Annotated in this window: 29 protein-coding genes; 11 read left to right on the forward strand and 18 right to left on the reverse strand. The window is 50.8% G+C overall.

The window, feature by feature from the left end:
• Nucleotides 1-10: 10 nt before the first annotated feature.
• From J4E70_RS15565 to J4E70_RS15585, 5 genes are all read right to left on the reverse strand, one after another.
• Entirely contained in the window at nt 11-880 is an 870-nt protein-coding gene (locus J4E70_RS15565) for a sulfotransferase domain-containing protein (RefSeq protein WP_246531791.1), read from the reverse strand.
• 5 nt (nt 881-885) lie between these two features.
• Nucleotides 886-1,713 carry a sulfotransferase domain-containing protein gene (locus J4E70_RS15570; protein ID WP_213890571.1) on the reverse strand — a complete coding sequence of 276 codons (828 nt, stop codon included), beginning with the start codon at nt 1,711-1,713 and terminating at the stop codon, nt 886-888.
• A gap of 93 nt (nt 1,714-1,806) precedes the next feature.
• A complete protein-coding gene (locus J4E70_RS15575) occupies nt 1,807-2,976 on the reverse strand; it encodes a porin (protein WP_213890572.1) in 1,170 nt (389 codons plus the stop codon).
• A gap of 550 nt (nt 2,977-3,526) precedes the next feature.
• Nucleotides 3,527-4,144: a pyridoxamine 5'-phosphate oxidase family protein gene (locus J4E70_RS15580; protein WP_213890573.1), complete on the reverse strand. Its 618-nt coding sequence runs from the start codon at nt 4,142-4,144 to the stop codon at nt 3,527-3,529.
• A gap of 108 nt (nt 4,145-4,252) precedes the next feature.
• Nucleotides 4,253-5,254 (reverse strand): alpha/beta fold hydrolase, encoded by a 1,002-nt coding sequence (locus tag J4E70_RS15585; RefSeq protein WP_246531792.1) that lies wholly within the window; start codon nt 5,252-5,254, stop codon nt 4,253-4,255.
• Nucleotides 5,255-5,449: 195 nt separating this feature from the next.
• Between J4E70_RS15585 and J4E70_RS15590 the strand changes: the two genes are divergently transcribed.
• Nucleotides 5,450-6,355, forward strand: a complete 906-nt coding sequence (locus tag J4E70_RS15590) for a LysR family transcriptional regulator (RefSeq protein ID WP_213890574.1) — start codon at nt 5,450-5,452, stop codon at nt 6,353-6,355.
• Between the two features lie 25 nt (nt 6,356-6,380).
• Here J4E70_RS15590 and ggt read toward each other — a convergent pair whose 3' ends face one another.
• From ggt to J4E70_RS15605, 3 genes are all read right to left on the reverse strand, one after another.
• Entirely contained in the window at nt 6,381-8,171 is a 1,791-nt protein-coding gene (gene ggt / locus J4E70_RS15595; protein WP_213890575.1) for a gamma-glutamyltransferase, read from the reverse strand.
• Between the two features lie 248 nt (nt 8,172-8,419).
• Nucleotides 8,420-8,626, reverse strand: a complete 207-nt coding sequence (locus J4E70_RS15600; RefSeq protein WP_213890576.1) for a cold-shock protein — start codon at nt 8,624-8,626, stop codon at nt 8,420-8,422.
• Between the two features lie 197 nt (nt 8,627-8,823).
• Nucleotides 8,824-9,030 carry a cold-shock protein gene (locus tag J4E70_RS15605; RefSeq protein WP_213890635.1) on the reverse strand — a complete coding sequence of 69 codons (207 nt, stop codon included), beginning with the start codon at nt 9,028-9,030 and terminating at the stop codon, nt 8,824-8,826.
• Between the two features lie 215 nt (nt 9,031-9,245).
• On the opposite strand from J4E70_RS15605, the gene J4E70_RS15610 reads away from it, so the two are divergent.
• A complete protein-coding gene (locus J4E70_RS15610) occupies nt 9,246-9,572 on the forward strand; it encodes an arsenate reductase family protein (protein WP_213890577.1) in 327 nt (108 codons plus the stop codon).
• A gap of 45 nt (nt 9,573-9,617) precedes the next feature.
• The gene (locus J4E70_RS15615) at nt 9,618-9,977 is read left to right on the forward strand and encodes a DUF4064 domain-containing protein (protein ID WP_213890578.1); all 360 of its coding nucleotides are present in this window, start codon (nt 9,618-9,620) and stop codon (nt 9,975-9,977) included.
• Here J4E70_RS15615 and J4E70_RS15620 read toward each other — a convergent pair.
• The 5 genes from J4E70_RS15620 to thrS all read right to left on the reverse strand — a co-directional run bounded on the left by J4E70_RS15620 (nt 9,971) and on the right by thrS (nt 14,653).
• Nucleotides 9,971-10,522, reverse strand: coding sequence for a DoxX family protein (locus J4E70_RS15620; RefSeq protein ID WP_213890579.1), 552 nt, complete (start codon nt 10,520-10,522; stop codon nt 9,971-9,973). The genes J4E70_RS15615 and J4E70_RS15620 overlap by 7 nt on opposite strands.
• Nucleotides 10,519-11,280: an HvfC/BufC N-terminal domain-containing protein gene (locus J4E70_RS15625; RefSeq protein ID WP_213890580.1), complete on the reverse strand. Its 762-nt coding sequence runs from the start codon at nt 11,278-11,280 to the stop codon at nt 10,519-10,521. The genes J4E70_RS15620 and J4E70_RS15625 overlap by 4 nt, the downstream gene beginning before the upstream one ends.
• A complete protein-coding gene (gene bufB / locus J4E70_RS15630) occupies nt 11,277-12,137 on the reverse strand; it encodes an MNIO family bufferin maturase (protein ID WP_213890581.1) in 861 nt (286 codons plus the stop codon). Before bufB ends, J4E70_RS15625 begins: the two co-directional genes overlap by 4 nt.
• A 65-nt stretch (nt 12,138-12,202) precedes the next feature.
• The gene (locus J4E70_RS15635; RefSeq protein ID WP_213890582.1) at nt 12,203-12,493 is read right to left on the reverse strand and encodes a BufA1 family periplasmic bufferin-type metallophore; all 291 of its coding nucleotides are present in this window, start codon (nt 12,491-12,493) and stop codon (nt 12,203-12,205) included.
• A 213-nt stretch (nt 12,494-12,706) separates the two neighbouring features.
• Nucleotides 12,707-14,653: a threonine--tRNA ligase gene (thrS, locus tag J4E70_RS15640; RefSeq protein ID WP_213890583.1), complete on the reverse strand. Its 1,947-nt coding sequence runs from the start codon at nt 14,651-14,653 to the stop codon at nt 12,707-12,709.
• Between the two features lie 180 nt (nt 14,654-14,833).
• On the opposite strand from thrS, the gene J4E70_RS15645 reads away from it, so the two are divergent.
• From J4E70_RS15645 to J4E70_RS15660, 4 genes are all read left to right on the forward strand, one after another.
• Nucleotides 14,834-15,580, forward strand: coding sequence for an alpha/beta hydrolase (locus J4E70_RS15645; RefSeq protein ID WP_213890584.1), 747 nt, complete (start codon nt 14,834-14,836; stop codon nt 15,578-15,580).
• Nucleotides 15,581-15,614: 34 nt separating this feature from the next.
• Entirely contained in the window at nt 15,615-16,043 is a 429-nt protein-coding gene (locus J4E70_RS15650; protein WP_213890585.1) for a VOC family protein, read from the forward strand.
• A 4-nt stretch (nt 16,044-16,047) separates the two neighbouring features.
• Entirely contained in the window at nt 16,048-16,710 is a 663-nt protein-coding gene (locus J4E70_RS15655; RefSeq protein WP_246531793.1) for a hypothetical protein, read from the forward strand.
• Nucleotides 16,711-16,783: 73 nt separating this feature from the next.
• The gene (locus tag J4E70_RS15660) at nt 16,784-17,494 is read left to right on the forward strand and encodes an alpha/beta fold hydrolase (protein WP_213890586.1); all 711 of its coding nucleotides are present in this window, start codon (nt 16,784-16,786) and stop codon (nt 17,492-17,494) included.
• A 42-nt stretch (nt 17,495-17,536) separates the two neighbouring features.
• Here the strand turns inward: J4E70_RS15660 and phaZ are convergent, their stop codons facing one another.
• Nucleotides 17,537-18,799, reverse strand: coding sequence for a polyhydroxyalkanoate depolymerase (phaZ, locus tag J4E70_RS15665; RefSeq protein ID WP_213890587.1), 1,263 nt, complete (start codon nt 18,797-18,799; stop codon nt 17,537-17,539).
• A gap of 104 nt (nt 18,800-18,903) precedes the next feature.
• Here phaZ and phaC point away from each other — a divergent pair, with 104 nt between their 5' ends.
• The 4 genes from phaC (at nt 18,904) to J4E70_RS15685 (ending at nt 22,983) form a co-directional block, all read left to right on the forward strand.
• Nucleotides 18,904-20,703 (forward strand): class I poly(R)-hydroxyalkanoic acid synthase, encoded by a 1,800-nt coding sequence (phaC, locus tag J4E70_RS15670; RefSeq protein ID WP_213890588.1) that lies wholly within the window; start codon nt 18,904-18,906, stop codon nt 20,701-20,703.
• Nucleotides 20,704-20,827: 124 nt separating this feature from the next.
• On the forward strand, nt 20,828-21,268 hold the full coding sequence (locus tag J4E70_RS15675) for a phasin, PhaP (RefSeq protein ID WP_213890589.1): 441 nt from the start codon (nt 20,828-20,830) through the stop codon (nt 21,266-21,268).
• 140 nt (nt 21,269-21,408) lie between these two features.
• Nucleotides 21,409-21,957, forward strand: coding sequence for a polyhydroxyalkanoate synthesis repressor PhaR (gene phaR, locus J4E70_RS15680; RefSeq protein WP_213890590.1), 549 nt, complete (start codon nt 21,409-21,411; stop codon nt 21,955-21,957).
• 60 nt (nt 21,958-22,017) lie between these two features.
• Nucleotides 22,018-22,983 carry a LysR family transcriptional regulator gene (locus J4E70_RS15685; RefSeq protein ID WP_213890591.1) on the forward strand — a complete coding sequence of 322 codons (966 nt, stop codon included), beginning with the start codon at nt 22,018-22,020 and terminating at the stop codon, nt 22,981-22,983.
• Between the two features lie 10 nt (nt 22,984-22,993).
• On the opposite strand, the gene J4E70_RS15690 is transcribed toward J4E70_RS15685, so the two are convergent.
• From J4E70_RS15690 to J4E70_RS15705, 4 genes are all read right to left on the reverse strand, one after another.
• A complete protein-coding gene (locus J4E70_RS15690) occupies nt 22,994-24,199 on the reverse strand; it encodes a DegT/DnrJ/EryC1/StrS family aminotransferase (protein ID WP_213890592.1) in 1,206 nt (401 codons plus the stop codon).
• A 203-nt stretch (nt 24,200-24,402) separates the two neighbouring features.
• Nucleotides 24,403-25,095, reverse strand: coding sequence for a type 1 glutamine amidotransferase (locus tag J4E70_RS15695; RefSeq protein ID WP_213890593.1), 693 nt, complete (start codon nt 25,093-25,095; stop codon nt 24,403-24,405).
• Nucleotides 25,096-25,157: 62 nt separating this feature from the next.
• Nucleotides 25,158-25,997, reverse strand: a complete 840-nt coding sequence (locus J4E70_RS15700) for an ABC transporter permease (protein WP_213890594.1) — start codon at nt 25,995-25,997, stop codon at nt 25,158-25,160.
• Entirely contained in the window at nt 25,994-26,875 is an 882-nt protein-coding gene (locus J4E70_RS15705) for an ABC transporter permease (RefSeq protein WP_213890595.1), read from the reverse strand. Before J4E70_RS15705 ends, J4E70_RS15700 begins: the two co-directional genes overlap by 4 nt.
• Nucleotides 26,876-26,887 lie beyond the last annotated feature (12 nt).

The following is a 26,887-nucleotide window of genomic DNA, read 5'->3' on the forward strand; positions in this document are numbered from 1 at the left end:
GGAAAAATCCCTACTGGACAGGATTTTCCTGCGCGATAAACGCGTCCGCCTCTTTAACGACCTCAGGAAAGTATTTTTCCAAAGTATCTGCGAATTCAGTGCGTAAGGTTTCAACTTGCTCGACAGTCAGTTCGTCTTTCCAGCCACCGGCTTTTCCAGAGACAAAAAAAGACTTTGCGTGCTTTGGTTTTTCTTTGAAACCTTTTTGGCGTTCTTGTCTTTGCAGTTCTTTGAACGAAGTTGCTTTTAGAGAATGGCGAAGTTTTTTTGGGTCGATAGGCACTTTTAGGAAAGCAAGAAGTCCCTGAAACGCTTTTTTGGGGTTCTCCACCATATCTTCATAACGCATGACGTGCCGCGCTAGACCGGGAGCTGTTGTCCAGCCCTGTATATGCTCATCCCATCGGCCAAGGCAGTCAAAGATTAGCGTTTCTGTTGAGTTAAGGTTCATCGGATCACACATGCGTTGGATTGCGTCATCGACTGAAAGATTGTTGTGCCTTGCGTAAGAGACAGAGACATCGAATGGATTCCGCATAATGTAAATCGCAGCAGCCGTTACTTCAGGCAAGATCAGATCAACTTCCCCGACGCGCCCCATTTTAGAATGGGTTTTAACAAAACGGCTTCCGGGTCTGGATGCAGCAATCATTCTTTGAATCTTAGGCCGCAAAACCAGAGAGTCATCAAGCGTCTTACCGACAAAAGGCTTCCCAATCGCGAGGTCATGCCAATCCTGGCGCGCATCAAATGTTGTTATTGATGATAATTCGTTTATTGAAACTGCCTGCCCGGGAGGAGAAAGATAACTACCTAAAAAGGCACGAGTCCACGTATTTCCGGATTTAGGAAAAGACGCGAGCCAGACAATTCTTCTCATTGAATTCATTCCAGATACCCAAATTTTTTCATGACTCTGCCATGATACCGTATCATCTGGTCAACCTGCTCTTGGGTAAGTTCAGTTTTCCATTGGTCGGTTTTACCTTTTCGAAAAAAGCGTTCTTGATTTCGCGAGTTTTCGATGAATCCGGATTCAGTTTCTTGCTTGCTCAGGGTTTTAAAGTCCGAGAACCTGATCGCTTTTTCCAAACGTTCTTTGCCGTCTGGTAAGCCAACGTGTTTGATCACGCGGTCAAATGTCCCGTGCGGGTCCTTTTTCATGTCCTCGTAACGGATTGTAAGAACGGGAAATTTTTTCTCCCTCGTCCAGCCCACAACATGGTTCGACCAGCTTCCCAGAAACTGATAGGCGTTCTCTTTTCCGCCTTTAAGTGCATTCTGGTTGCTTGAAGTCGTAAAGATTGCTTTATCCATCGGCAAACCATAGTGGCTGGCATAGGACACGATCATATCCAGCGGATTGCGCATGATGTAGACAGCAGCGCGGGTGAATTTCGGTGGCATTAACTGAACGCCAAACGCCATGCCGTTTTCATTGTGTGTCTTAACCAGATTTACATCAGCTTTGTTGTTTACGATACCTTGCAAAACAGCGTGGCGCAGATGTGCTGATTGCTGTGGGTCGTCGCCATCAAACGGTGTTTTTGAGACCATTTGATAGGCATTCGCGCTCGCGTCCCCCATACCAATTCGGTGCAGCTTGTTGATCGGGATCGGTTCGTCGCGATCAAAAATATAATTACCCAGAAAGGCACGTAGCCACGTATTTCCTGATTTTGGGTAAGAGGCAAGCCAGACAATAGATTTCATGATGCTCGAAAGTTTTGTTACTGTGACAGTCTATATATACAAAAAAAAGGGGGGCGAAAGCCCCCCTTTCTTATAACGATTGCGTGGGTCTGATTAGAAATCAAGACGCATGCTGATACCAACGATTGTACCGTCTACGTCGTCACCAGTACCGGCACCACCGTCAGACACTTGCTCGTCGAAATCGACGTCAGCGATATAACCACCCATAGCGAAGTTGCTGTTAAACCGGTAGGTTGCACCAAGAAGGACTTGGTCCAGCTCTTCGATTGGGTTTGCGGCGCCAACAGCGATATAGTTTTCGTTGTCGTCGTTTTCACCGTGGATGTAGGTCAGCGAGTAGCTCCACGGGCCGTTCGCATAAGCGACACCGAAGTCCCAAGATTCACCGTCCTGTGCGTTAAGACCAGTGTCTTTTTGCTCTGCATAAGAACCACCAATGGTGATGCCGTTAAAGCTGACGTTAGCGCCTACACCCCAAACTTCTGGGTCCGTGGCGCCAACTGGTGCGCTTGCAGTACCCCAACGAGCGGACAGAGCGACGTCTGCACCACCACCGAGCGAACCGCTGTATGCAACGGCTAGATCGATGTAATCACAAGTGATTGCGTTACAATCCAACTGTCCGTTTGAGTCCTGATTTCCGTCACGTGCGTAAGAAACACCGAAGCTGAAGCCAGAGAAGTCTGGTGAGAAGTAAGAAATACGCTGAGCGTCGTTGTTACGACGGTTTTCAAGGTATGTTGTACCTAGAGTGCCGCGGAAAATGTCGCTACCCACAGAAACGCCAGCTGTACCTGCAGTTCCTGAGTATGGAACGAACGCAGTTGTCGAACCGGAGTTGACGTTGATATGGGTTACATCAGGTGCCGCAACGGTCATTTTGTAACCAACGGAGTTTTCTGAACCCAGGATGAATTTACCGAAGTTACCAGAAATGGTCATGTAGGCTTCGTCGATGGTGTCAGCTGTACCGGAAGAACCTTCAAGCTCAACATGGGCACCGATGGTCAGACCATTGTCCAGTGTCATGGATGGTGAGAAGTGAATTTCAACATCTTGTTTGAAATCCAGACCGTCAAGGTCTTGACCTACTACAGTTGGACCGCCAACGTTCGCAAAACCAGCAAGTACTTCGAAGTAACCGCCTATGCCAAGGCTCAGCGAGCCTGCTTCAACGTCTTTTCCACCCATGTCCATCGCAGAGGCAGAAACGCCGCTCGCGAGTACTAAGGCTGTTGTACATAAAAAAGTGTTTCTCATGGTGTCTATCCCTCTAGAGATTCGTGTGCCCTCAAGTGCCACATGCAGCGCAACTTAAGGTTTTTGGTTCCGGGGAAACAGACTCTTTATCTCGTAGGCTCTGAGCGTGATGCAAATTAATCACAGGCGCGATTTCGGCTCAGACAGCTCCATTTAAATGCAAACCTGCCTATGTGTCTTTGCCTTTATTAAATGCTTGTAGTTAATGAATTTATTTTTTGGCTTTGCCGCAACGTGTACCGTTGAGCCTTTTCTATATCTCCGGGTGTCGGAACGTAAGGCCAAAATGCGATCTTTTCCCACGAAGAATTCTTCGATTGAGGCAAGCCCGAAAGGGGAATCAGATGGCTCGAAACACGACATAATAAAACTGAAGAACATACCGAGTCGTGGCTTGTATCAGCTTAGCACCCCTGACAAGTAAGCGTTAGGATAGGAGCTTTGCAGGCACGACAGCGGTTTGTTCCTTAGGTGGCGAGTGGTTTTTACCGAAGTTTGCAAATCCGATTCGTGATCATGAAACGCCGAAATTACGAAACCGCGGCATCTTTTAGTTTTGCGGGTTTTGAAGTGATGAAACCTGCGCTTCCAGTTCCTGGATTCTGTTTTGGAGTGTTGAAACGCTTTTTTCGATGTCGGGCAATGTGTAACGCTCGGTAATATGTTGCGGGCAGTTCCAGTCGAACGCTTCAACGGTGATCACAAAGGCCCGTTCAATACGGGCGCGGTAGTTTTGCACATCGATCCGCGCGATAAGGTCAACCTCGTCAAGATCGGCGATGCGGACGCGGCCCAGTAGTTTCAGTCGCGTTTTGTTCGCGTAGTCCATGAAGAACAACGAAACACGGTCGTCTTTCATAAGATTGCCAACACTAACATATTGGCGGTTGCCACGAAAATCGGGCAGGGTGATGGTTTTCTCGTCCAGAACTTTTACAAATCCAGTTGGGCCACCGCGGTGCTGAACATAGGGCCATCCTGTTTCACTGACAGTTGCCATGTAAAAACTGTCGCGCGCTGAGATGAAGTTCGTTTCGTTTGGACCAAGAACATTGTTGTAATCTTCAGGACGCTCTTCCATGCGGCTATAGCTGCCACGGCTTCCCTGTGCGGCTTGAACCGATTTGACTGTTTCGGTGAAAGCAAGTTCTGCAAATTTATGTCCCATAAGATGTCCTCAGGTGTTTTACGTGCGTTTCGTTTTAGCGGCGTATGAAATACGCGTTGTTAGAAGGTATAAGCAGGGTGTAGCAAAACCACCGCACCCTGCTCAATTTTAGTTGATGAGCGAGCGCTCCAGAAATTCGCGAATCTTCTCAGCGATTTCAGGGCCGTTTGTTTCAAGAGCGAAATGTCCGGCATTCAGCAGGTGGAGCTCTGCATTTGGCAGATCGCGCAAATAGGGTGTCGCACCTTCAGCCGGGAAAATCACGTCGTTCTTGCCCCAGACAATCAGTGTTGGTGGTTGGAAGGTGCGGAAGAACTCTTGAAAATCCGGGTACAGGTCAACGTTGGTGCGGTAGTCATAGAACAGATCAAGCTGGATTTCCTGATTGCCGGGACGATCCAGGTAGGCTTGGTCCAGCGTCCAGGCGTCAGGGCTTACAAGGCTGATGTTCGCCTCTGGAATTCCGTGAGTGTACTGCCACTCTGTCGCGCCAATTTCCAGGAAACCACGCAGCGGTTCGCGATTTTCCTGCGTGTTGTCAGCCCAATAGGTTTTGAACACATCCCAGAACTCCAATAGCCCTTCTTCGTAAGCATTACCGTTTTGAATGATCAACGCAGTCACTTTCTCAGGCTCAGAAAGCGCCAGGCGGTACCCAACAGGAGCGCCGTAATCCATGACGTACATTGCATAATCTTCTAATCCGAGTTCTTTAGTGAAGCTTTCCATCAGGCTGGCATAAGACGCGAAGGAGTAGTCAAATTCATCGCGAGGCGGCATCGAACTACGACCAAACCCAGGATAATCGGGAGCAATGACATGGAACTCATCTGAAAGCTCAGGGATCAGATTGCGATATTGTTGCGATGAAGTTGGAAAGCCATGCAGCAGCAAAAGGGTAGGGGCGTCTTTTGGGCCGGCTTCGCGGTAGAAAATATCAAGCCCGTCAATTTCAACGTTCTTGTAGTGGACCGCTGCTTCCGACTGTGCGGAGGCGTCAATGGCTTCTGAATTAGCCAGCGCTTGATTTGGTGAAAGCGTCAAGCCCGCCATCATGTTCAGGGTTAACAAGGCAGCACCAATAGCGCCATTCGTTTTGAAAAAAGTCAAAGGTTGATCCTCTTGGTTATGTGGTCGCGCTGAGCGGCCAAATTTGGGCGTTTCATCGAAAGTGTGTTCGTTCGGTCTTTCGTCTTGGTTTCGCCCCTGATGCTCTGATCGTCGGCGTGGTTTAGATTTAGGTGCTTTAAAAAAGATAATAATGAGCTTATTGTTGACTATACTATTACGAAAATAGGAATAATCATGGACCGATTGCTTGAGATGGAGGTTTTTGACGCGGTCAACAATACAGGTAGTTTTGCAAGAGCCGCCGAACGTTTGCGTATGTCTCCGCCCGCAGTGACGCGTGCTATCGCCTCGCTTGAGCAGCGGCTTGGTGTTGTCTTGCTGACACGCACAACCCGACGTTTAAGCCTCACGGACGCAGGAAGTCGGTTTCTTGAAAGCACACGTCGATTGTTAAGCGAAATCGAATTCGCAGAACGGGAAGCGATCGGTGAAACGGGTGTACCGCAGGGCCATTTGACCATTACGGCGTCTGAGATGTTTGGCCGGCTTGTTTTGACCCCGCTCGTGCGCGCGTTCCAAAACGCACATCCACGCATTACCGCTTCTGTGATCAGCCTTGATCGTGTGGTTAACCTCGTGGACGAGGCGGTTGATGTCGCCGTCCGTATCGGTGAGCTGCCAGATTCGAGCCTTGTTACGCGTCGTGTTGGGGAAGTGCGGAGGATTTTTTTTGCGAGCCCTGGGTATCTTGCATGGCGTGGTCATCCATCTCACCCAGTTGATCTTAAATCACACGCGATGATCGGGTTTACGGGCGTGATGCCAAATCGCGAGTGGCACTATAAAACGAAAGATGCAAAAGGGCATGTGGCGATCAATCCGAGGCTAGAGGTGAACGACGCTGTTTCAGCACTAGACGCTGCGCTTGCAGGCGATGGGATAACCATGGCGCTCTCCTACATGGTTGCGGATCATGTTCGTCAGAAGAAACTAGTAACGGTTTTGGAGGATTTTCTTCCAGACCCTGTTCCGGTCCATCTTGTTTACCCGCGAAACCGTTTGATTGCCCCTAAGCTTCGGGCGTTTCTGGATTTTGCCGCACCACGATTGCAAGCAGAGCTAACGCGGCTGTCCATCTGAAAGCATTTGACGCTTTGTTTTATGTCTACTCTCCAAGAGCGATACCTTCGCGACGCGGATCTGCCCCGCCTTCGAGAAATTGATTAATCGAAATTGCATGAAGCCCTGAATTCAGGTCGCGGGTTTTGATCTCAAAGCCCAGTGCCCCTAATGGCGTTTCCAGCGCGGCCGCAGATGTACCTGCCTCCAGATCGTAAGTGCCAAACCGGTTCACCAGATGCGGCATTGCGACGGCCTGCTGTACATCCATTCCCCAATCAAGATGCGCGATAATGGCTTGCGCGACATATCCGATGATCCGGCTTCCGCCTGGGGATCCAATCACCAAAACCGGTGTGCCCTCAGACAACACAATTGTAGGTGCCATGGACGAACGCGGGCGTTTGCCGGGCTCAAGCCGGTTGGCAATCGGGTATCCGTTTGAATGCGTGCGGAACGAAAAATCTGTCAGTTCGTTGTTTAAAAGAAAGCCACCTCGGGTCATTAAACGGCTGCCAAAACCATTTTCAATTGTTGTCGTCATCGAAAGAGCGTTGCCATCGCCGTCGACAATCGAAATGTGGCTGGTCGAGGGAAGTTCGATTGACACATCGTCACCCCAAAGCTGCGCGTGATCCCAGCTTGGTGTTCCGGGGGAAACGTTTTCCAATGCACGTTCACGATCCAGCAGTCGAGCTCGCTCCGCAAGATAAGCATTATCTATCAGTCCTTTGGCCGGCACCGGTACAAAGTCACTATCGGCCATGTATCTGCCCCGGTCAGCGAATGCGAGACGTGACGCATCGCCAATCAAACGCCAACTCTCGGTGCTTTCCGGGCCGAGTGCGCCAAGGTCATGCGACTGAAGTATACCAAGGATTTGACCAACCGTCAGCGCGCCAGACGATGGTGGACCCATCCCACAGATATCGTACTCGCGGTAGTCGGCGCAGACGGCAGGGCGCTCAATAACTTTGTATAGCGCAAGGTCGACGGTTGAAAGCGCCCCTGTGCGGCCAGAGGCATTGCGCACGGTGGCGACAATATCTTCGGCAATGACGCCTTTGTAAAAGGCTTCGGACCCATTTTCCGCCAAGGCCCTTAACGTTTCGGCATAGGGACGGTTTCGACGTGTGTCGCCATCCTTGATTGGCACGCTGTCAGGCAAGAAATATGCCGCAGTTGCGGGAAATCGCGAAAGCCGCTCTGCATCATTTTGAACAAGCTGGGCAAGCCGAGGCGACACTAAGAAACCCGCATCAGCCAACTTGATCGCGTTTTGAAACAGGCTTCCCCAATTCGCCTTTCCCCAGCGACGGTGCGCTTCTTCCATCAGTGCGGGCGTACCTGGTGTGCCGACGGAAAGGCCGCCGACAACAGCATCAAAGAACTTCAGCGGCTCTCCGTTTTCGTCCTGAAACAACTGTGGGGTCGCAGCCAAAGGTGCCGTTTCACGCCCATCCAAGGTGGTGATCCCGCCGCTTTCTGCGTCATACCAGACGAGAAATGCACCGCCACCAAGGCCTGAGGATTGCGGTTCAACCAAACCCAGAACAGCTTGAACAGCCACCATTGCGTCGGCCGCACTCCCACCGTTTTTCAGAACTTCGGCCCCTGCCTCAACCGCGTAGGGGTTTGCAGCGGCAACCATCCAGTTCTTTGCTCGAACAGGGCGCTCTGCCGCTTTTGCCTCAAGTGCCGCTTGTGCCGCTTGTGACAACGCCACGACAGCGGTTTCAGTAGCTGCTTCCGGTGCTACTGCGTCCGCTGTTTCCTGAGCATAAAGGACAGAGGACAGCAAAAAACTTGTGGTTAGAGCAACAGTGAATTTAAGCATGAGTAAGGCCTTTATTAATCTTAAAGAGCATGCACTCTTCTGGCGGATATTTGCAATAAGCACACTACAGGGGCTTTGCATTGCATGTCAGATCAAAGAAAAGTAACTGAAACCATGAGATTGCGCATAAAAAAACACCCCATTCCTTTCGGAAGGGGTGTCTCATTTTGTTTTGCGGGAAATCTTAGCTTTAGATGCTCAGACGATCCGAAAGAGCAAGCTTAGTTCCGATCTCCCATATGGTAGTTTTAGACGGCAACAAGGTTTGTCGCGGACTGACGGCCATCACGGCCTTCTTCAACGTCAAATTCTACTTTTTGGTTGTCTGCAAGGCCGGTCATGCCTGCACGCTCAACAGCGGAAATGTGAACAAAGATGTCATTTGCTCCGCCATCAGGTGCGATAAAGCCAAAACCTTTGGTTGAGTTGAACCATTTTACAGTGCCAGTAGCCATTTTAGTATCTTTCAAAAAACGTCGCATCTACTTGCAGATTACGACTTAGGGGTGTTGGGTAATGTCCAGACTGGATCAATACGCCTAGTTATTTCTAAATAAAGACACCCCATTCCGTTTGGAATAGGGCGTTTGGTATTCAGAAAAGGTCTTGAACAAAAAGTATAAAGCTAACGATTCGTTCAAAATATAAAAGCTTACAACGCTTTCAAATCGACTGCGGATTGACGACCATCACGGCCTTCTTGCAGTTCGTATTCAATTTTCTGGTTATCAGCCAAGCCGGTCAGACCGGAACGCTCAACCGCAGAAATGTGAACGAAAACATCGTTTCCGCCGCCATCTGGTGCGATAAAGCCGAAGCCTTTAGTAGTATTAAACCATTTTACGGTGCCAGTAGCCATTCCGTAATCTCCTTCATAGAACCCGCCCACGGTATTGTGACGGGGTGGTGCAGCCAGGTCTTCATTCACTTCAGCTGCCCTTTTTGAAGAAGGCGGTCGTCAAAGAAAACTGTTGTCACGTTAGTCATATGCGCAAGAATCAGGGAAATTGCAAGAAAAACCACTCGAACCGCGCAAAGACTTGCTTATAGTACAGCCGAAAAACAGGAGGGACAATGCGTTTTTTTGGTTTGAAAACATGCGATAGCTGCAAAAAGGCGCTCAAAGCGTTGAAAGCGGCCGAATACGCGCCGGTTGTAATAGATGTGCGCGCGGATGGTGTTGAAAAACCCGATATGGACCGCTTTTTTAAAACCTTCGGTTCTTCGCTTCTTAACAAAAATTCCAAAACCTGGCGCGAGCTTAGTGAAAATCAAAAGAATGCTGCGCCATTGGACTTGCTGGCATCTCATCCAACACTTATGAAACGCCCGGTAATAGAAGACGGGGACAGGCTAACGTTAGGCTGGTCACGCGACGTTGCGGAAAGTTGGCTTGGATAGGTAGGCCCGCGTTCTTATGTGATCTGGGCAAAGGGAAGGCGTAACATGCGTAATGCGGCATTGGTTTTGGGTATTGTTGGCGGCATCATTGGAATGATCGTCGGTTTTTTCAGCTACGGTTACACCGAGTTCGTGGATTGGATGGGAAACGAAGCGCCTGATGTGCTTGAACAGGTTGAAAACGTTGGTCTGGTCCGTTTTGTGAGTCTGTTTTCCCCACTGTTGGCGATTGCGGGTGGGGCGATGTCACGCGCCCGTGCCCAAATTGGTGGAGCCCTTATGTTGTTGTCGGCTGCCGGTATGCTCTATGCATTCGGATTCGGTGTGTTCACCATGTTCCCAATTGCAATGTGTGGCTTGGGTGGGGTGCTCGCGCTGGCGGCTCTTCAGCCTGACAGTCACTGACGGCTCAAGATCTTGTCAACAGAAAGCGGCCCGGCACCCTTCACGACGAGCGTCAGCAAGATAGCAACCCAAAAAAGTCTCTGGTCAAGAATTAGCCCGTCCGAAAGGTTGTCAAACCAGGCGCCTAATGTGCCTTCATGCTCAATTCCGCCGTGCCCGAAAAGGTCTGTCAGGCTTTGTACGGTGACAAATCCAATCATGCCAAGTGCAGCAAGCCGGGTGAACAACCCGATGACGATAAGCAAGGGCAACAAAAACTCGGCAGTTGTTCCAGCGATGATGGCGAGTGTGTGGAAAAGGGTCAGGTTTTCCGGGTTATAGCCAGCTGCCTCGATCGCCTTTGGGAAAATCTGGAAGTAAGCTCCGGACGCCGGAGAAAACAGACCGAAAATCCCCTCTCCGACTTTCGTGCTTGCCGAATTCCAGAAATAGACAAGCAATGTGGCAGCAAAGGTAAAGCGGGCGAGTGTTGGAATAAACCAGCCCTCCAGTAAACCTTCAAGCTTTTCAAAGATAGAATTGTGTAGCGAAATCAGCGTGTTCACTGGCTGTCTCCTTCAGTAATTTTTGTAATAGCAGCGCTAGAAAGAAGCACACCCAGCAAGGCAGACAAATCAAAGCTCTCTACTTTTTCTGCCGCCAGATCATAGGCTTCACCAAAGGTTTTACCCTTTGTCAGGCTGTCGATGAAAAGCCCGGCTCCCGGTACAAGCAAAGTAACGAGCGGGTCGAATTCAGGCCGTGTTACCAACACATTTTCAGCTTTCATTTCCGGTTTTGGGGCATCTGGTTGTGTGTTTGCAAGCCATATTCCGTGGATCGGCCACCTTGACCGGACCAGACGCACTGTCGGGGCAAACAGTAGTTTTGCCCTCATTAACCGGTCTACTGGTAAGGTTTGTAAGATGTCGGGCTGAATGGGCGGCACGTCTTCACCATGGTAAGACTGACGCAATGCTATTTCGAGCCGCGCAACATCAGGTAAGTAGCCAAGGTTTTCAGCCGGTTCGAATTCTTCCAGGAAGCCTGGCATCTCGTCGCCATAGAACATCATCAATGCAGATGTCGGGGGATGCTTGCGAAGATAAACACCAGCCATCGCGCGAAAGAAATCATCGCCGACCAGTCTGTAAATTACGGGAAAGGCGCCAATCAGGACTTCGGTCAAGCTGACCGCCACGTTGTTGCGATAAACGGAGAATCGTTTGCCCGCCGGGCGGCCCTCGGGATCAACCAGGCCTTTTGGAACGCTTAGCTTCGGGTTCAGCAGTGCGTCTGTGAATTGTGTCTGGTCGACGCTCATACCGTCACCTTGTCCAGTATTTTTGCCGCACGCGCGGCTTCAGCGGCAAGTTCGGGCCAATCAGGAACATCATTGTCCCATTCTATCAGGGTCGGTAGCGGACCGGTTTTTTCAATCGTGTATTCATAAAGCGCCCAAACCGGATCAATAACCTCTTTTCCATGGCTGTCGATCAGAAGCGGTGCGCCGGTATCGTCTTCATCCTCGTCGTGGCCACCAAGATGGATTTCGCCAACATGTTTGAGCGCGAAAGCGTCAATATAAGCACGCGGATCGGTTTTCTGGTTCGTTGCTGAAACAAAAACATTGTTCACATCCAGCAGTAAACCGCAGCCTGTTCTTTTGGCGATCTCAGCAAGAAAATCCACTTCTTCAAAGGTGCTCTCTGCAAAGGCCAGATAAGAAGACGGGTTCTCTAGCAGCATTCGCCGCCCAACGATTTCTTGAACTTGGTCGATATGTTCTACAACTCGGTCAAGCGTTGCCTGGGTGTACGGCATTGGAAGCAGGTCATTCAGGAAATGCGTTTCATGCGTGGACCATGCCAGATGCTCGGAAAACCTTGCCGGGTTCAGCCAGTTCACAAGGTGTTTGAGGCGCGCAAGATGCTCGGGATTTAGTGGTGATTCACCACCAATAGAAAGCCCGACACCATGCACTGAAAATGCGAAACGTTCGGCAAGTGCGCGCAACTGTGCCAGAGGGCGACCACCATCGCCCATGTAGTTTTCGGCATGAATTTCAAGCCACTCAACAGGTGTTGGGTCAGCGAGTATGTCTGAAAAATGCTGAGGTTTGTACCCTACGCCAGGGCGGTTCGGTAGGGAGTCAAACATATGGCGGGCAGCGTCAAGCATCAGACATCCTAACAAAGTACACGTAAAAAAGCGCCCCCGCCAAACAGCGAGGGCGCATAAAAATTTTATGCTGGGAGATCACGCTCAAGCGCAGTCAAAGAGCCCATCCGGCCGTCGGGCAATTCCATCGTTTCACATGTACCAGCAGCAACCGCTTTCCATGCGTTACCTTGGTAATCTACGGTTGACGTACCGGCGCAGCTTGTTCCAACGCCAGCGGCGCAGTCATTTTCGCCAGCAAGCGAAACACCGTAGCATTTTTCGTTGTCAGCTGCAGCAGCAGGAGTTGTTGTGTGGGCAGTCAAAGCAGCGGCAACAGCGCCAGCAACAACAAGAGATTTTACAGGGTTAGACATAAAAGATTCCTTTGTAACGGTTTTACAGATCGCGTCCTTGCGACACGAAAAGGTTAACAAAAGGTTTATCTCTTTTTCTATACACAACGATGTCATTCACGGTTGCGTTACCTGAGTTCAGTTTCTGTGAGATTTTTCTTTGTTAAGTATCTGAAAAATATGGGCACGCACGTGGAATTGTTTCAACGCGCGTGCCCCAAATTTTTCAGTTTCTTACAACAAGTCGGGGGCCTTGGCCTCGACTGACAGGCTGTTCACGATCTCATCAAGCAGTATTACAGTTGAATGTTTTTCGCCAAGCCGTCTCATCGACACGCTGCGATCTTCTACTTCTTTTTTACCGACCGCCAAAATAACGGGTACTTTTCCAAGCGAATGTTCGCGAACCTTGTAGTTGATCTTTTCATTGCGCACATCCGCTTCTGCCCGAACGCCTCCTGCTGTCAGGGCGGCGGTGACGTCTTGAACATAGTCATCTGCGTCAGACACAATGGCCGCCACGACAACCTGACGCGGTGCAATCCAGAACGGAAGTTTTCCAGCGTGGCTTTCGATCAGAATGCCGATGAAGCGTTCGAACGATCCAAGCGTCGCACGGTGTAGCATGACCGGACGATGCTTTGCGCCATCTTCAGCAATATAATTCGCGTCCAAACGCTCTGGCAGAACAAAATCCACCTGATGGGTGCCGCATTGCCAGTCTCGGCCGATTGCGTCCGTCAAAACAAACTCTAGCTTCGGCCCGTAAAACGCACCTTCCCCGGGGTTCATTTCAGGCTCGATTCCGGCGGCACGTGTTGCATTTAGCAGCGCCTCTTCAGCCTTGTCCCAAATTTCGTCTGAACCCGTGCGTTTTTCCGGTCGGTCCGCAAATTTTACCCGGAAGCTTTCAAAGCCAAGATCGCGGTAAACTTCCGACAGGAAATCGATATAGATGCGCGTTTCGCTTTCAATCTGATCTTCGCGGCAGAAAATATGTCCGTCATCCTGCGTAAAACCGCGCACACGCATGATCCCATGCAGCGCGCCTGAGGGTTCGTACCGATTACAACTTCCAAATTCCGCCATCCGGAGCGGCAGATCGCGATAACTTTTCAGACCCTGGTTAAATATCTGTACGTGGCAGGGGCAGTTCATCGGCTTCAGCGCATTAATAGATTTTTCGCGTGCGTGTTCCTCGTCCACCTCGACGATAAACATATGCTCCTGATATTTTTCCCAGTGGCCTGAGGCTTCCCAAAGCTTCCGATCAACAACTTGCGGCGTATTCACCTCGACATAACCACCTGCACGCTGTTTGCGGCGCATGTAGTCTTGCAGTTCTGTATAGATCGTCCAGCCGTTTGGGTGCCAGAAAATCTGGCCGGGTGCCTCTTCCTGCATGTGAAACAAATCCATTTCACGTCCAAGTTTGCGGTGGTCGCGTTTTGCGGCCTCTTCGAGCATATGAAGATGCGCTTTCAGGCCCTCTTTGTTTTGAAAGCCCACGCCATAAATCCGCTGCAACATTGCGCGGTCACTGTCGCCCCGCCAATAGGCGCCGGCGACTGACATCAGTTTGAAAGCGTCTGCTGGCAACTGTCCCGTATGTTGCAGGTGTGGACCACGGCAAAGATCCTGCCAATCGCCGTGCCAGTACATGCGAAGCGGCTCATCACCCGGGATTGCCTCGATCAGTTCGACCTTATATGGCTCGTTATTTGCTTCGTAGAACGCGACCGCACGCGCACGATCCCAAACTTCCGTGCGAACAATGTCACGCAGATTGATGATTTCCTTCATCTTCTTTTCGATGGTGGCGAGATCTTCGGTGCTGAAGGGCTCTTTGCGATCAAAGTCGTAGTACCAGCCGTTTTCGATAACGGGGCCGATCGTAACTTTGACATCCGGCCAAAGCGATTGAACAGCGCGCGCCATAACGTGCGCAAAATCGTGCCGGATCAACTCAAGAGCCTGCACATCATCCCTCATCGTGTGAATGGCGATTGAGGCATTGTTTTCAATTGGCCACTGCATATCCCAGTGCTTGCCGTCTACGGTTGCAGAGATTGCTTTTTTAGCCAGCGAATTCGAAATGCCCGCAGCAACTTCGGCAGGCGTTACGCCTGCGGGAAAGTCACGTGCATTGCCATCGGGAAAAGTCAGAGAGATCTGAGCCATCTTTGGCCTCCTCGTCAGTTTGGCGCCTACGAAACGCCCGGTTGCGGTATTCCGGGTAAATGCGATCTGCTGGGCAGGATGTCAAGCATTGCAGTACAGGGCCATAGGGACGCATAATCGAATTGAAAAAGCGTGGCATAATCGCTTCGCTAAGGCGTCGACGAAAAAAGAGGACCTCTCGTGCAACCATCTTACATCACCACGCCTCAGGGCCGCCGTATCGCGTACCATAAATCCGAAGGGCAAGCGCCAGGTGTCGTTTTCCTTGGCGGGTTCAAGTCGGACATGGAGGGGACGAAAGCCCTTCATCTTGAGGCCTGGGCGCGCTCTGAAGGACGCGCGTTTTTACGGTTTGACTATTCCGGGCATGGCCATTCGTCAGAGGCTTTTACTGAAGGATCGATAGGGGAATGGGCTGAAGACGCTATTGCCGCTATTTTGGAACTGACGACAGGGCCGCAGATTTTAGTTGGGTCGTCGATGGGCGGCTGGATCGCGTTGTTGGTATGTAAAGCTATGTCTGAACGGGTTGCTGGTTTGGTTGGGGTTGCTGCTGCGCCAGATTTTACTGAAGACAGTATGTGGGCAGGTTTTTCGGATAATCAAAAAGAAGAGCTTGCAAAGAACGGGTTGATAGAACTTCCGTCTGACTATGCGGACGACCCCTACATCATCACCGAGAAACTAATCAAGGACGGCCGTAACCAGCTTGTCCTGCGCAGCCCGCTTAGCCTGCCGTTTCCAACACGGTTTTTGCAGGGAACTCTTGATGAAGACGTTGATATGTCTGTTGCACTTCGGTTGCTTGACCACGCCGCAGGGTCCGACATTCGCCTGACACTTGTCAAAGGTGCTGACCACCGGTTTTCAGATGAAGATTGCCTGGCGATGATCGTTGCAAGCATTGAGGATGTTATAAAAAGTTAAATCGAGCGATTTTCCAACGGAAAGGGGCCAAAATATGGATCAACGTATCAGTCTGATAACTTTAGCGGTTTCTGACACTGAGGTGTCCGAAGCTTTCTACGCTGCACTTGGCTGGGAAAAAGTCGATAGTCCAGACGGGGTTGTTGCCTTTGACCTGATCGGGCAAACCCTTGGTCTTTATCCACGCGCCGCACTGGCCGAGGAGCTTGGCATTGACGAAGCATCGATTGGTGGGTTCTCTGGTGTTACGCTGGCCCACAACCTGCGTGACAAGGCGGATGTAAAACCGTTGCTCGAGTTGGCCGAAGCCGCGGGAGCACGTATTCTGAAGCCCGCTCAGGACGTCTTCTGGGGTGGCTATCACGGCTATTTTGCCGACCCGGATGGTCACGTCTGGGAAGTGGCGCATAACCCGTTTTCACCGCTTGGCCCGAAGGGGGAATTTCAATGGAATGGAGCCTGAGGTAATGCGCCGGCCTGGCAGCATGTGGAGTCTTGAAACTTTAGGCCGCGTACGGTTGTCAAAATACTTCTTCATGCGTGAGTTCCTCTATTCGGAAATTGCGAATTTTCACCAGCTTCAAAATATTCCCGATAATCCTGATCTTGCGATAAAGGCAGGTGAGGGGCTGTGTGGAAATCTGCTTGATCCAATGGTCGAAACTTTTGGTGTGGTATCTGTTCGGTCGGGTTTGCGGTCTGAAGCGGTCAATGATTTTGGAAATGAACACGCTCTGAATTGCGCCAAAAGCGTATCTGACTATGCAGGTCACATCTGGGACAGGCGCGATGCCGCGGGGCATGTCGGTGCCTGTGCGACAATCGTTATTCCGTGGTTCGCAGATCAATACGCCTTGGGTCGTGACTGGCGGGACCTGGCGTGGTGGGTGCATGATCACCTGCCGTATTCGGAAATGCAGTTTTTCCCGAAACTTTGTGCTTTTAACCTGACTTGGCACGAGGTGCCGACGCGCGAAATTCGCACATGGATTGGTGGGAATGGCGTTTTGCTGCGGCACGCAGAGCAAGAGTCAGAAACAAAAGAACAGCGGCGCGCGCGCTATGCCGATTTTCCTGTTTTTCGCGGCTTGCGCATTCCATCTCCAAATTTGGCGAAACTTCCAAATTAACCCCGAAATTTCGTAGGCAAATCCGGCGTATTCCCGTAGCGTTACGGTAACGAGACCGTGATGGGGGAATGAAATGGCTGAACCGCTGGTGCTGGTGCCCGGCATGATGTGCGATGCGCGGGTTTTTGAGGCGCAGATTTCCGCGCTTTCAGCCGGGCGCATTGTGGTGATTTCGCCCGCGATCAAGGGCGAAACCGTTGAGGTGATGGCCGAACACATCCTGCAAAACGCGCCTGAAAGGTTTGCGCTTGCGGGGCTTTCTCTGGGTGGCATCGTCGCACTGGAGATACTTCGTCGCGCGCCTGACCGGGTCTGTCGACTTGCGCTTATTTCCACGAGCGCTTTGTCTGAAACCCCTTCTCAAGCGGCAGAGCGTGAACCGCAGATCGTTGGGGCAAAAGCGGGGCGGCTTGGCGAAGTGATGCAAGAGGTTTTGAAACCGGAATATCTTGCACATGGTCCACAACGCGTTACCGTTTTAAACCTTATCCAAGGCATGGCGCTGGAAATTGGGGCAGACATATTTGTGCGGCAATCCCGTGCCTTGCAACGCCGCCCGGATCAGCAAAAAACACTTCGGACAATACGAATACCAACCTATGTCATTTGCGGATCATACGACGGGCTGACCCCGTTGCAGCGTCAGGAATTTATGGCAACCCTTATCCCTTATGCCGAGTTTCGCGTGATTGAAGACGCCGGCCACCTGCCTACCGTTGAAGCACCCGAGACGACGACCGAGATCATGCGCGAATGGCTGTCAGCACCGGTCGTGCTGAGATAGAGGGCGCATTTTTGATACTCTGCTCCGTCTCGACCAGTGAAATCAGACGGCTTTAAGTTTTGCTTTTTTCTCGCGCTTGCCAGAGTTCGTATCGATGAAATCAAGGACCAACGGGCGAATATTGTTCCGCCAGCTTTTACCAGCAAAAATACCGTAGTGGCCTGCACCCGGCTCTACGTGACTGGCCTTTTTGCTTTCTGGCAGTCCGGTCAGCAGGTCAAGTGCTGCGACACACTGGCCGGGGGCGCTTATATCATCTTTAGCACCTTCAACGGTTTTGACGGCGACATCGGTGATCGCGCCTATATCGACAGTAACGCCATTCACGACAAAGCAGTTCTTTGCAATTTCACGATTCTTGAAAATTCGCTCTACCGTTGAAAGGTAGAACTCTGCTGTCATATCCATGACCGCGAGGTACTCATCATAAAAGCGGTTGTGCGCATCGTGGTCTGACGCTTCGCCTTTTGAAGCACGGACAATCTGGTCTGAGAAGGCTTGTAAATGACGGTCCCGGTTCATTGATACAAACGAGGCAAGCTGCAGGAGCCCCGGATAAACCATTCGGCCTGCACCAGCATATTTGAACCCAACGCGCTGAATGGCGGTTTCTTCGAGTTGGCCCATGGTTACGCGGCGCCCAAAGTCTGTAACATCTGTTGCGGCAGCATCAGGGTCAACCGGGCCACCAATCAGCGTCAGGCTGCGCGGTTGTGCATCCGGGTCTTCCCCAGCCAGATAAGCTGTTGCTGCAAGTGCAAGAGGGACTGGCTGGCAGACAGCAATAATATGAATGTCGGGGCCAAGGTGGCGCATAAAATCGGCAAGGTAGAGCGTATAATCCTCAACATCGAACTTGCCTTCGGAAACAGGAATATCGCGCGCATTGTGCCAATCTGTAATATAGACTTCACAATCAACGAGTAAACTTTTGACGGTAGAGCGAAGAAGGGTGGCGTAGTGACCAGACATTGGTGCAACAAGCATGACTTTTCGGGCCTTGGGTTTGCTGCCCTGTACTTTAAAATGAATAAGGTCGCCAAAGGGACGCTCGACAACAGTTTCAACAGTGACGAGATGATCCTTACCGCCGGATGTGAATGTGCGGATGCCCCAGTCGGGTTTGGTGATCATTCGGGCAAAGGTGCGTTCAGTCACTTCACCCCAGGCTGCCATGACCTGAAACATCGGATTTGGAATAAGGCCTGTGAAAGGAGACGATGCCATCGCAAGGGCGGTTGCGCCGAGCCACTGGTTGGTGTTGCGCGTCGCTTCCATAAGGTCGTAGGTCGCCATATACCGCATCTGCATTCCTTTTTACGCTTCTTGCCGCTGCATTTCGTCGCTTTGACCTAAGAGCCTTTAACGCTATGCTGCAACTGCAGCGAACTTAAGGTGGATTTTTCTATATGACAACTGATCATCAGGACGCAGGTGGCGAATTGGACCAAATGACAGAAAATTTGGCTAAAGTTGAAGCACTTGCGCAACGATTGGCAGCGGTATTGTCCAAAAAGAAAGCTGCGAATCCCAGCCTTGAACGGCCTGGCCATGACTTGTTTGTGAAAGCAGGTGCAGCATATTTGAACGAAATGGTACAGAATCCTGCGAAGTTATTTGAACATCAGGTCTCTTACTGGGGCAAAGCGCTAACCCATTATGTTGAAGCGCAACAAGCGCTCACTCAGGGGATGATTGAGCCACCAAAAGATATCGGTCCAAAAGACCGCCGTTTTTCAAACCCGATGTGGGATACCAACCCGTATTTCAACTTTGTTAAACAACAATATCTTTTCAATACCGAGGCGATAGAAACCGCTGTCTCCGATATGGATGGTCTGGAAGACAAAGATCGCCAGAGGTTGGAATATTTCACACGTCAGATCGTTGACATGCTTGCGCCCACCAACTTCCTGGCGACAAATCCAGAAGCATTAATTCGTGCGATCGAAACGGAGGGGCAATCGCTTGTCGACGGATTGGAAAACTTGGTGCGCGATCTGGAGGCTAATGAAGGCGACTTGCTGGTTTCGCTCGCCGATAAAAAAGCGTTTAAAGTCGGCGAGAATATCGCGACCTCGGAAGGCTCCGTTGTTTTTCGGAACAGAATGTTCGAGCTGATCCAGTTTTCACCAAAGACTGAAACCGTGCATAAAACGCCACTTATAATCTTTCCGCCCTGGATCAACAAATTCTACATTCTCGATCTGAAGCCGCAAAATTCTATGATCAAATGGATTGTGGAGCAGGGCTATACCCTGTTCGTTGTAAGCTGGGTAAATCCGGATTCAAGCTATTCAGATGTTGGGCTCGATACCTACGTCACTGACGGCTATATTCGGGCGATTGAGGAAGTTAAAAAAATTACGAATGAGCCGCAAGTGAATGCGGTTGGTTATTGTGTTGCGGGTACGGTTCTTTCGCTTACTCTGGCCTACTTTAAGAAAAAGGGCGACAAGTCGATCAAATCGGCGACCTTCTTTACTACGATGACTGATTTCAAAGATCAGGGCGAATTTGGCGTATTTCTGGAAGACGACTTTGTCGATGGCATTGAGGCACAGATAGAGGCTGATGGTGTCTTGAAGTCCTACTTCATGTCGCGCACCTTCTCGTTCCTGCGCTCGAATGATCTCGTGTACGGCCCGGCCATCAAAAGTTACATGCTTGGTGAAACGCCTCCGGCCTTTGATCTTTTGTTCTGGAACGGTGACGGGACAAATTTGCCCGGGCGCATGACTATGGAATATTTGCGCGATCTTTGTCAGCAAAACCAACTTGTGAACGAAGGATACGAGCTGCTTGGCGAAAACCTGACGCTCAAGGACATCACCGTTCCAATTTGCGCGATTGCGTGCGAGACCGATCACATTGCCGCCTGGAAGTCGAGCTTCAACGGGATCAAACAATTTGGCAGCAAGTCAAAAAAATTCATCCTGTCGGAATCCGGCCATATCGCGGGCATCGTAAACCCACCTTCGAAGAAGAAATACGGTCATTATCTGAACGACGGAGTCTCTGGTGATCCGGATGATTGGAAGGCGGGCGCAAGTTTTAACGAGGGTTCGTGGTGGCCACACTGGAGCGAATGGCTTGCGGCACGTTCTGGCAAACAGGTTCTGGCGCGGATTCCGGGTGATTCGACGAACAAAGTATTGTGCGCGGCGCCCGGAACATATGTTGTTGCACCGCAAAACATTGAAAAATAAGTAAATTAATTTCTTTCTGCAGCGCAGCATTTTTTACTTGAAATGCCGCGCTGCAGCATGCATATTGTTTGCACAGAAAGAATTTACGCAGGTTCCTCCCACCTGCAGTTTCAGGAGCAAGACAATGGCTAATACACAAGACTTCACCAAAATCATGCAAGACATGATGGGCGCATTCCCAGTGGACACAACGGCTGTTCAGGATGCTTTCAAATCTCAAGCCCGCCTTGGCGAGCAAATGTCAAAAGTTGCTCTTCAAGCAGCAGACAAATCCGCTGAGATTTCTTCCAGCTGGACAAAAGCAACCATCGCTAAACTGGCTGATGTTTCTGCAGTTAAAGACGAGCCAACAGAATATTCGAAATCTTTGACAGATTTCGCATCTGCATCGGCTGAAATGGCTGCTGAAAACATGGCTGCTTTCGCTGAAGTTGCTAAAAAAGTTCAAATGGAAACTGTTGAACTGATGCTCGCAGCTGGCAAAGACATGGGCGAAGAAGCAACTGTTGCTGTTAAGAAAGCAACTGCTGACGTTGCTAAAGCTGCAAAATCTGCTGGCAAATAAGCTTTCCCGATAGAATATCTTCCCCCTCCCTGAAGATATTTATCGCATTGGCAGGTCCCTCGCGGGGCCTGCCTTTTTCTTTTTCTTGCAATTATGCTGCACAAGCTTAGTCTTCTCTGCACTGCAGAAGGGGACTGACCTTGACCGATGACACAAAGCCTCTGTTGATAAAGCGCTATGCAAGCCGGCGGTTGTACAATACCGAAACCAGCGACTATGTGACACTTGATGACATTTCTGGATTCATCCGGGATGGACGCGAAGTGCAGATTATTGATTTGAAGTCCGGGGACGACCTTACGCGACAATATCTGCTGCAAATTATTGCGGACCATGAAAGCCGCGGTGAAAATGTGCTGCCACTTGGCGTTTTGAACGATCTCGTGCGCAGTTACACAACTCAGGCTCAAAGTGTTGTGCCAGAGTTTTTGGCAATGTCTTTTGAAATGCTGCGTGACGGTCAGAGCCAGGTGATGGAAAAGATCGGCTCAATTAACCCAATAACATCAATGCCAGGCTTTGAGATCATGAAAGCGCAGCAAGAAGCCTTCATGAAAGCCATGACAGGTGGTTGGGCCGGCCAGGAAGAAGAGACGGAAAAGGCCGAGCCAGAAGCTAAAGATTCGGGCGACCTTAACGATATAAAAAAACAACTGGCCGAACTGCAGAAAAAGCTTTCAAACCTTTAAGATTGAACGGCGCACAAACCAGCAAACAGCGTGTGGTTCTCAGCCGGGTGGAAATTGCACATGGTGGATACTCCGGGACGGATCACCCTTTGGGGAATAGAGGTTTTTGCTGCGACCGCTGAAGAGGGGTCGATTTCCGCTGCGGCCCGCAGGTTAGGGGCAAGCGCCTCTGCGGTCAGTCAACAAATCACCAATCTCGAAGGCGCCCTTGGCGCGACATTGTTCAACCGAAGTGCGCGACCGGTGTCTTTGACGCCTGCGGGCGAGATTTTCCGCCGTCGCGCGCAATCTATACTGAATGAGGCAGAGCAGGCACGCGCCGAACTTGCGACAGCAGATCTTTCATCCCTGACCCGGTTTAGGCTCGGAATGATTGAGGATTTTGATGCCGATGTGACGCCGCATTTCTTGACAGAGATGGCGAGTGATCTGAAAGGTTGCCAGTTCTTGCTTGAAACAGGTGCAAGTCACCGGTTGTTTGACCTTTTAGATGCGCGAGCCTTGGATGTGATTGTTGCCGCCGATCTGGGTGCAAGTGCTCCATGGATGGAAGTCCATCCGCTGCTGGAAGAGCCATTTTTAGCTGCCGTCCCAAAGGGATTAGTTGATCAGGGTGGCGATGTTCTTGCGCAACTCAACAAGCTACCGTTAATTCAGTACACAGCACGTCATGTTATGGGCCGTCAAATTGCGGCGCATCTGGCGCGCCAAAATCTGCGGCTTTCGCATCGGTTTGAACTCGACAGCTATCACGCGATTATGGCTATGGTTGCCAGTGGTGCAGGCTGGACCATATTGACACCCCTCGGCTATCTGCGTGCACAACGATTTTGCGATAAAGCAGACCTTGTTCCGCTACCATTTGCACCCCTGTCGCGCACGATTTCTTTGAATGCTCGACGCGATGTGTTGGGCGATATGCCCGCGCAGGCCGCGGTAAGACTGCGAAAATTACTTGACGATATGATCGTTAAACCAGCACGGGCGAATATCCCCTGGCTCGGCAACACATTGCGTTTGTTATAAGTTTTGGCCCCTATGCAACCGCACGGGCAGTGGATTTAACCTCTTCTATCGCTTTGGTTAGCGCATTGGCGATATAGGAGAGGTCTTCGCGGCTTAAGCGTGCCGGAAGGCGAACATCACAGGCGCGCATCAACATGGCGCGGGTCTGCGGCAAATCGGGTTGTGGGCCGATAAATTCCCAGTTCCAGAATGCACGTGCGTTGTTCTCTGTCAGACCGAACACCTGCACGCCAACACCTCGGGCTTTGCTGGCGTTGATAAAGGCATGGGTTTCATCCTCTGAACATCCAACAAGGTTGAACTGGATTGAATCAGGCGCGCGTGTTTCCTGGGCCAGAGGTGGTGGTACATGAAGCCAGGGTGAAGCATCCAATTGCTTTGCAACCCAATCGTGGTTGGCACCACCATCGCGCACGCGGCGGGCTAGTTCGCCCAGTTGTGGCCGGATCACGGCGGCAGAAAGGTTTTGCATTCTAAGATTGTAGAGCGGCAGCTTGTTTTGCCACTTGGCAAAGGCAGCGTGCAAAACCGGGTGTTTTTTCCAGTTGTTTTCATAGGCGCCGGACATAATCACAGCCTGCGCAACCAAATCAGCGTCATCGGTGACCAGTATGCCACCTTCGCCGGCATTGATCAGTTTGTAGGACTGGAACGAAAAACACCCGACTTTGCCAATTGTTCCAATATTGCGGCCATTCCAGAGTGTGCCGAGTGAATGCGCGGCATCCTCGATAACCGGCAGACCACGCGCGTCACAAAGTGCCATGATCGCATCCATGTCAGAGGTATGGCCGCGCATGTGGCTGATCAGGACGGCCTGAATGCTGTCATCAAGCTTCGCCTCAAAATCCGCCATATCAATTCGGTAGTTTTCGCCGACTTCGACAAGCACAGGCTTGCAATCTGCATGCACAACGGCCGACGGCACGGCTGCGAATGTAAAGGCCGGAATCAGAACCCGCGCATCACGAGGTAAACCAAGCGCTTTCAGCGACAAAAACAATGCAGCGGAACAGGAAGACACAGCCAAAGCGAACCGGCTTCCCAGCAGGTCTGCAAACTCTTTTTCAAGCAGGGCAACGGGTGCTGCGTCAGGGGCGGTGTAGCGGAACAGATCACCCGTTGCGAGCAGCCGGTCGATTTCAGCGCGCGCAGCTTCCGGGATCGGCTCAGCGTCATAAACATTCGGGGCAGTGGAGGATATATTGGAGGTCATGATTTTAACTTTCCTGAACAACCTTTTCGGAAAATCAGTAGAACAGTTCTTCCACCAAATCCACAGTTTTTTCAATTCGCGTTTTCGCGCGCGAAAAGTTGCCTCCGTATAAACTGCAATAGCGCTGCTCCCGCAGAGCGGAGCAGGTCAGGTCATTTGTTTCTTACATTACGGAAAACCGTTTCTTGAGACTGCTTTGCAGACTATCGAGCAAGATACGCAGCTTTGAAAAAGGACGCGATCTGGTCGCCAATGAAAGCAGAGGCGTCAGGCCTTGTCAGGTTCTCTTCCGCCCTGTCCATAATTGCATCATCGTAATCACGTGTGCCGCGACACATTTTTAGATAGGCTGCGATAATGGGGCCACCAAGTTCTGGATGCGCCTGAATTGTCAGCGCGCGATTGCCATAAAGCAACGCTGCATTGGTACAAAAATCGTTCGATGCGATAACACGTGCATCAGTCGGACGCTCAATAACCTGATCCTGATGCCAGGCGTTCAGTCCTAGTTCGCCGTGTTCCTCAAAATCGTAAACCTGATGTCCGATCATCCATCCACCTTGAAACTTTTCAACGCGCCCCCCGAGGGCCTGTGCAATCAACTGGTGGCCAAAACAGATGCCAACTGTTGGCACGCTAGCGCTGTAGGCCTGCCTGACAAAGATTTCCAATGCTGGGATAAACGCGTGATCTTCGTAAACCCCGTGAATTGAGCCTGTCACAAGCCAGCCGTCCGCGGCGAATTCATCCGGTGGAAAAACCCGGTTTTCGACATCCCAGTTCTCGAAGGTAAAACCATGCCCATCTAGCAGATTTGCAAACAACGTTGGTAAGGTGCCGTGCTTTTCAGCGATTTCACCCTCGGTGTGGCCGCATTCCAGTATGCCGATTTTCATGAATACTGACCTCGTTAGAAGGGCCAATGCCTAGGAAAGCATTTGGCAATCAGTAAAAGTTTCTAGCGCATAAACTGTGGGCGGATCCGCATTTTTCGCCGCTGTTCTTGCGGGAGATGTCGGTTGAGCTTCCGGTTTATCAAACCAAAAACGGTGATGACAGAAAGGGTTAGTAAAATGAAATAACCAGCTAAAATTGGATAAGGCACAAAGGGGTTGAACGTTTTATCTGCGAAATAGTTCGCATAATAAAGCGCGTCCCCACTCTGCTGCCACGCCGGAAAACCAGAGAAGAAGACCAGTGTTGTAGCGTGAAACAAGAAGATCGCTTCATTTGTGTAGGCAGGCCATGCCAGACGCAGCATGGTTGGCCAGATAATGCGCTTGAAACGGGTCCACCCAGTAAGACCATAAGCATCTGCGGCCTCTACATCACCTTTGGGAATAGAGCGAAGCGCACCATAGAAAATCTCTCCGGAGTACGCAGCAGTGTTTAAAAACAATACGATAAGCGCACCAAGCCAGGCCTTGGTCAGCCAGCGGGTTTCAGCGGTGATTTCAGCAAACCCTAGATTGATATCAACACCGACTTTTGGCAGCAGAACAAAGGTTTCGTAGGCGAGGAAAAACTGAATGAAAAGTGGTGAGCCACGCAAAATGAAAATGAACCATTCGGCGGGTTTGCGCAGCCAGATATTGGAGCTAAATTTGGCAAGCGCGAGGCCGGTTGCCATGAAAAACCCGATGAAAAGCGCGAGCGCACCGAAGTAAATGTTCCAGATCATGCCAGAGCCGATCAGGGTAAACTGATCGCATAGCGTGAAATCAGAGCGCGGCAATAGCCGTTCACCTATCCCAATTGAACGCAACCCATAGGCCTGTATGGTTTCAAGACAGCTCATGCAGCGGCCTTTCTCTGGGCTTCGCCACCGGTTGTGGCCTGACCATGTGTCAGTTTTGTCATCATACGAGCCAGAGCTATTTCGCTAACCCGTGTCAGAACCAGATAAAAAACGAGCAATCCAAGGAAGTACCAAAGCCGCCAATCCGGGTGCGGATAAGCAAAGGCGTTGGTCTTCAACCCGCCAAGCTCGCGCGCCCAATAGACAATGTCTTCGACGCCCAGAAGAAACAGAAGCGGTGTCGCCTTGATCAGAATCATCCAGAGATTGCTAAGACCGGGCAGGGCATAGACCCACATTTGCGGCACCAGAATACGCCAGAACGCCTGCCTGCGTGACATACCGTAGGCTTCTGCGGTTTCGATTTGCGCGCGCGGAACAGCACGCATAGCGCCAAAAAGAACATTCGCAGCAAAGGCACCAAACACGATGGCAAAAGTCAGAACCGCCAGTGAAAACCCGTAAATCTCGTGCACCCATTGTGCAGAAGAAGAAAGTGGCATCTTGGCTTCAGAGCAGACGACAAAGTCGTTGCCCTGGCGAACGGCCTCGGGCCAATCGGGGCATTTTACTTTGTGCCGCATCCATTCGATGCCCTGGTCCAGCGCAATAACAAAGAAAAGAAAGAAAGCAATGTCAGGAACACCGCGAACAATTGAGGTGTAGGATTTTCCGAACCAGCGGATTGGGGCCACCACTGATCGCGCAGCCATCGCGCCGCCAAAGCCAAACAGAAGTGCCGTAGGTGCGGTTACAAGAAGCAACAACATCACAGTACCAAACGAGGCATAAAACCCCATGTGCTTACCCGTTGTCAGGTAGCAACTGACCCACGTCAGGCCTGATAGTGTTTCGGGATCGGCGCAGAAGGAAAACATGTTCACCCCATG

This window comes from Pseudohalocynthiibacter aestuariivivens, assembly GCF_018457175.1.
In the GTDB taxonomy this organism is placed as follows: Bacteria; Pseudomonadota; Alphaproteobacteria; order Rhodobacterales; family Rhodobacteraceae; genus Pseudohalocynthiibacter; species Pseudohalocynthiibacter aestuariivivens.

What these genes read in the sequence shown, in the direction of transcription:
- J4E70_RS15690 (WP_213890592.1), bottom strand. Translation starts at nt 24,199, where the DNA reads ATGACCTCCAATATATCCTCCACTGCCCCGAATGTTTATGACGCTGAG.
- J4E70_RS15685 (WP_213890591.1), top strand. Translation starts at nt 22,018, where the DNA reads ATGGTGGATACTCCGGGACGGATCACCCTTTGGGGAATAGAGGTTTTT.
- J4E70_RS15590 (WP_213890574.1), top strand. Translation starts at nt 5,450, where the DNA reads ATGGACCGATTGCTTGAGATGGAGGTTTTTGACGCGGTCAACAATACA.
- J4E70_RS15675 (WP_213890589.1), top strand. Translation starts at nt 20,828, where the DNA reads ATGGCTAATACACAAGACTTCACCAAAATCATGCAAGACATGATGGGC.
- J4E70_RS15660 (WP_213890586.1), top strand. Translation starts at nt 16,784, where the DNA reads ATGGCTGAACCGCTGGTGCTGGTGCCCGGCATGATGTGCGATGCGCGG.
- ggt (WP_213890575.1), bottom strand. Translation starts at nt 8,171, where the DNA reads ATGCTTAAATTCACTGTTGCTCTAACCACAAGTTTTTTGCTGTCCTCT.
- phaZ (WP_213890587.1), bottom strand. Translation starts at nt 18,799, where the DNA reads ATGCGGTATATGGCGACCTACGACCTTATGGAAGCGACGCGCAACACC.
- J4E70_RS15575 (WP_213890572.1), bottom strand. Translation starts at nt 2,976, where the DNA reads ATGAGAAACACTTTTTTATGTACAACAGCCTTAGTACTCGCGAGCGGC.
- J4E70_RS15570 (WP_213890571.1), bottom strand. Translation starts at nt 1,713, where the DNA reads ATGAAATCTATTGTCTGGCTTGCCTCTTACCCAAAATCAGGAAATACG.
- bufB (WP_213890581.1), bottom strand. Translation starts at nt 12,137, where the DNA reads ATGCTTGACGCTGCCCGCCATATGTTTGACTCCCTACCGAACCGCCCT.
- J4E70_RS15580 (WP_213890573.1), bottom strand. Translation starts at nt 4,144, where the DNA reads ATGGGACATAAATTTGCAGAACTTGCTTTCACCGAAACAGTCAAATCG.
- phaC (WP_213890588.1), top strand. Translation starts at nt 18,904, where the DNA reads ATGACAACTGATCATCAGGACGCAGGTGGCGAATTGGACCAAATGACA.
- J4E70_RS15635 (WP_213890582.1), bottom strand. Translation starts at nt 12,493, where the DNA reads ATGTCTAACCCTGTAAAATCTCTTGTTGTTGCTGGCGCTGTTGCCGCT.
- J4E70_RS15600 (WP_213890576.1), bottom strand. Translation starts at nt 8,626, where the DNA reads ATGGCTACTGGCACTGTAAAATGGTTCAACTCAACCAAAGGTTTTGGC.
- J4E70_RS15625 (WP_213890580.1), bottom strand. Translation starts at nt 11,280, where the DNA reads ATGAGCGTCGACCAGACACAATTCACAGACGCACTGCTGAACCCGAAG.
- thrS (WP_213890583.1), bottom strand. Translation starts at nt 14,653, where the DNA reads ATGGCTCAGATCTCTCTGACTTTTCCCGATGGCAATGCACGTGACTTT.
- J4E70_RS15565 (WP_246531791.1), bottom strand. Translation starts at nt 880, where the DNA reads ATGAGAAGAATTGTCTGGCTCGCGTCTTTTCCTAAATCCGGAAATACG.
- J4E70_RS15650 (WP_213890585.1), top strand. Translation starts at nt 15,615, where the DNA reads ATGGATCAACGTATCAGTCTGATAACTTTAGCGGTTTCTGACACTGAG.
- J4E70_RS15695 (WP_213890593.1), bottom strand. Translation starts at nt 25,095, where the DNA reads ATGAAAATCGGCATACTGGAATGCGGCCACACCGAGGGTGAAATCGCT.
- J4E70_RS15655 (WP_246531793.1), top strand. Translation starts at nt 16,048, where the DNA reads ATGCGCCGGCCTGGCAGCATGTGGAGTCTTGAAACTTTAGGCCGCGTA.
- J4E70_RS15615 (WP_213890578.1), top strand. Translation starts at nt 9,618, where the DNA reads ATGCGTAATGCGGCATTGGTTTTGGGTATTGTTGGCGGCATCATTGGA.
- J4E70_RS15705 (WP_213890595.1), bottom strand. Translation starts at nt 26,875, where the DNA reads ATGTTTTCCTTCTGCGCCGATCCCGAAACACTATCAGGCCTGACGTGG.
- J4E70_RS15610 (WP_213890577.1), top strand. Translation starts at nt 9,246, where the DNA reads ATGCGTTTTTTTGGTTTGAAAACATGCGATAGCTGCAAAAAGGCGCTC.
- J4E70_RS15700 (WP_213890594.1), bottom strand. Translation starts at nt 25,997, where the DNA reads ATGAGCTGTCTTGAAACCATACAGGCCTATGGGTTGCGTTCAATTGGG.
- J4E70_RS15605 (WP_213890635.1), bottom strand. Translation starts at nt 9,030, where the DNA reads ATGGCTACTGGCACCGTAAAATGGTTTAATACTACTAAAGGCTTCGGC.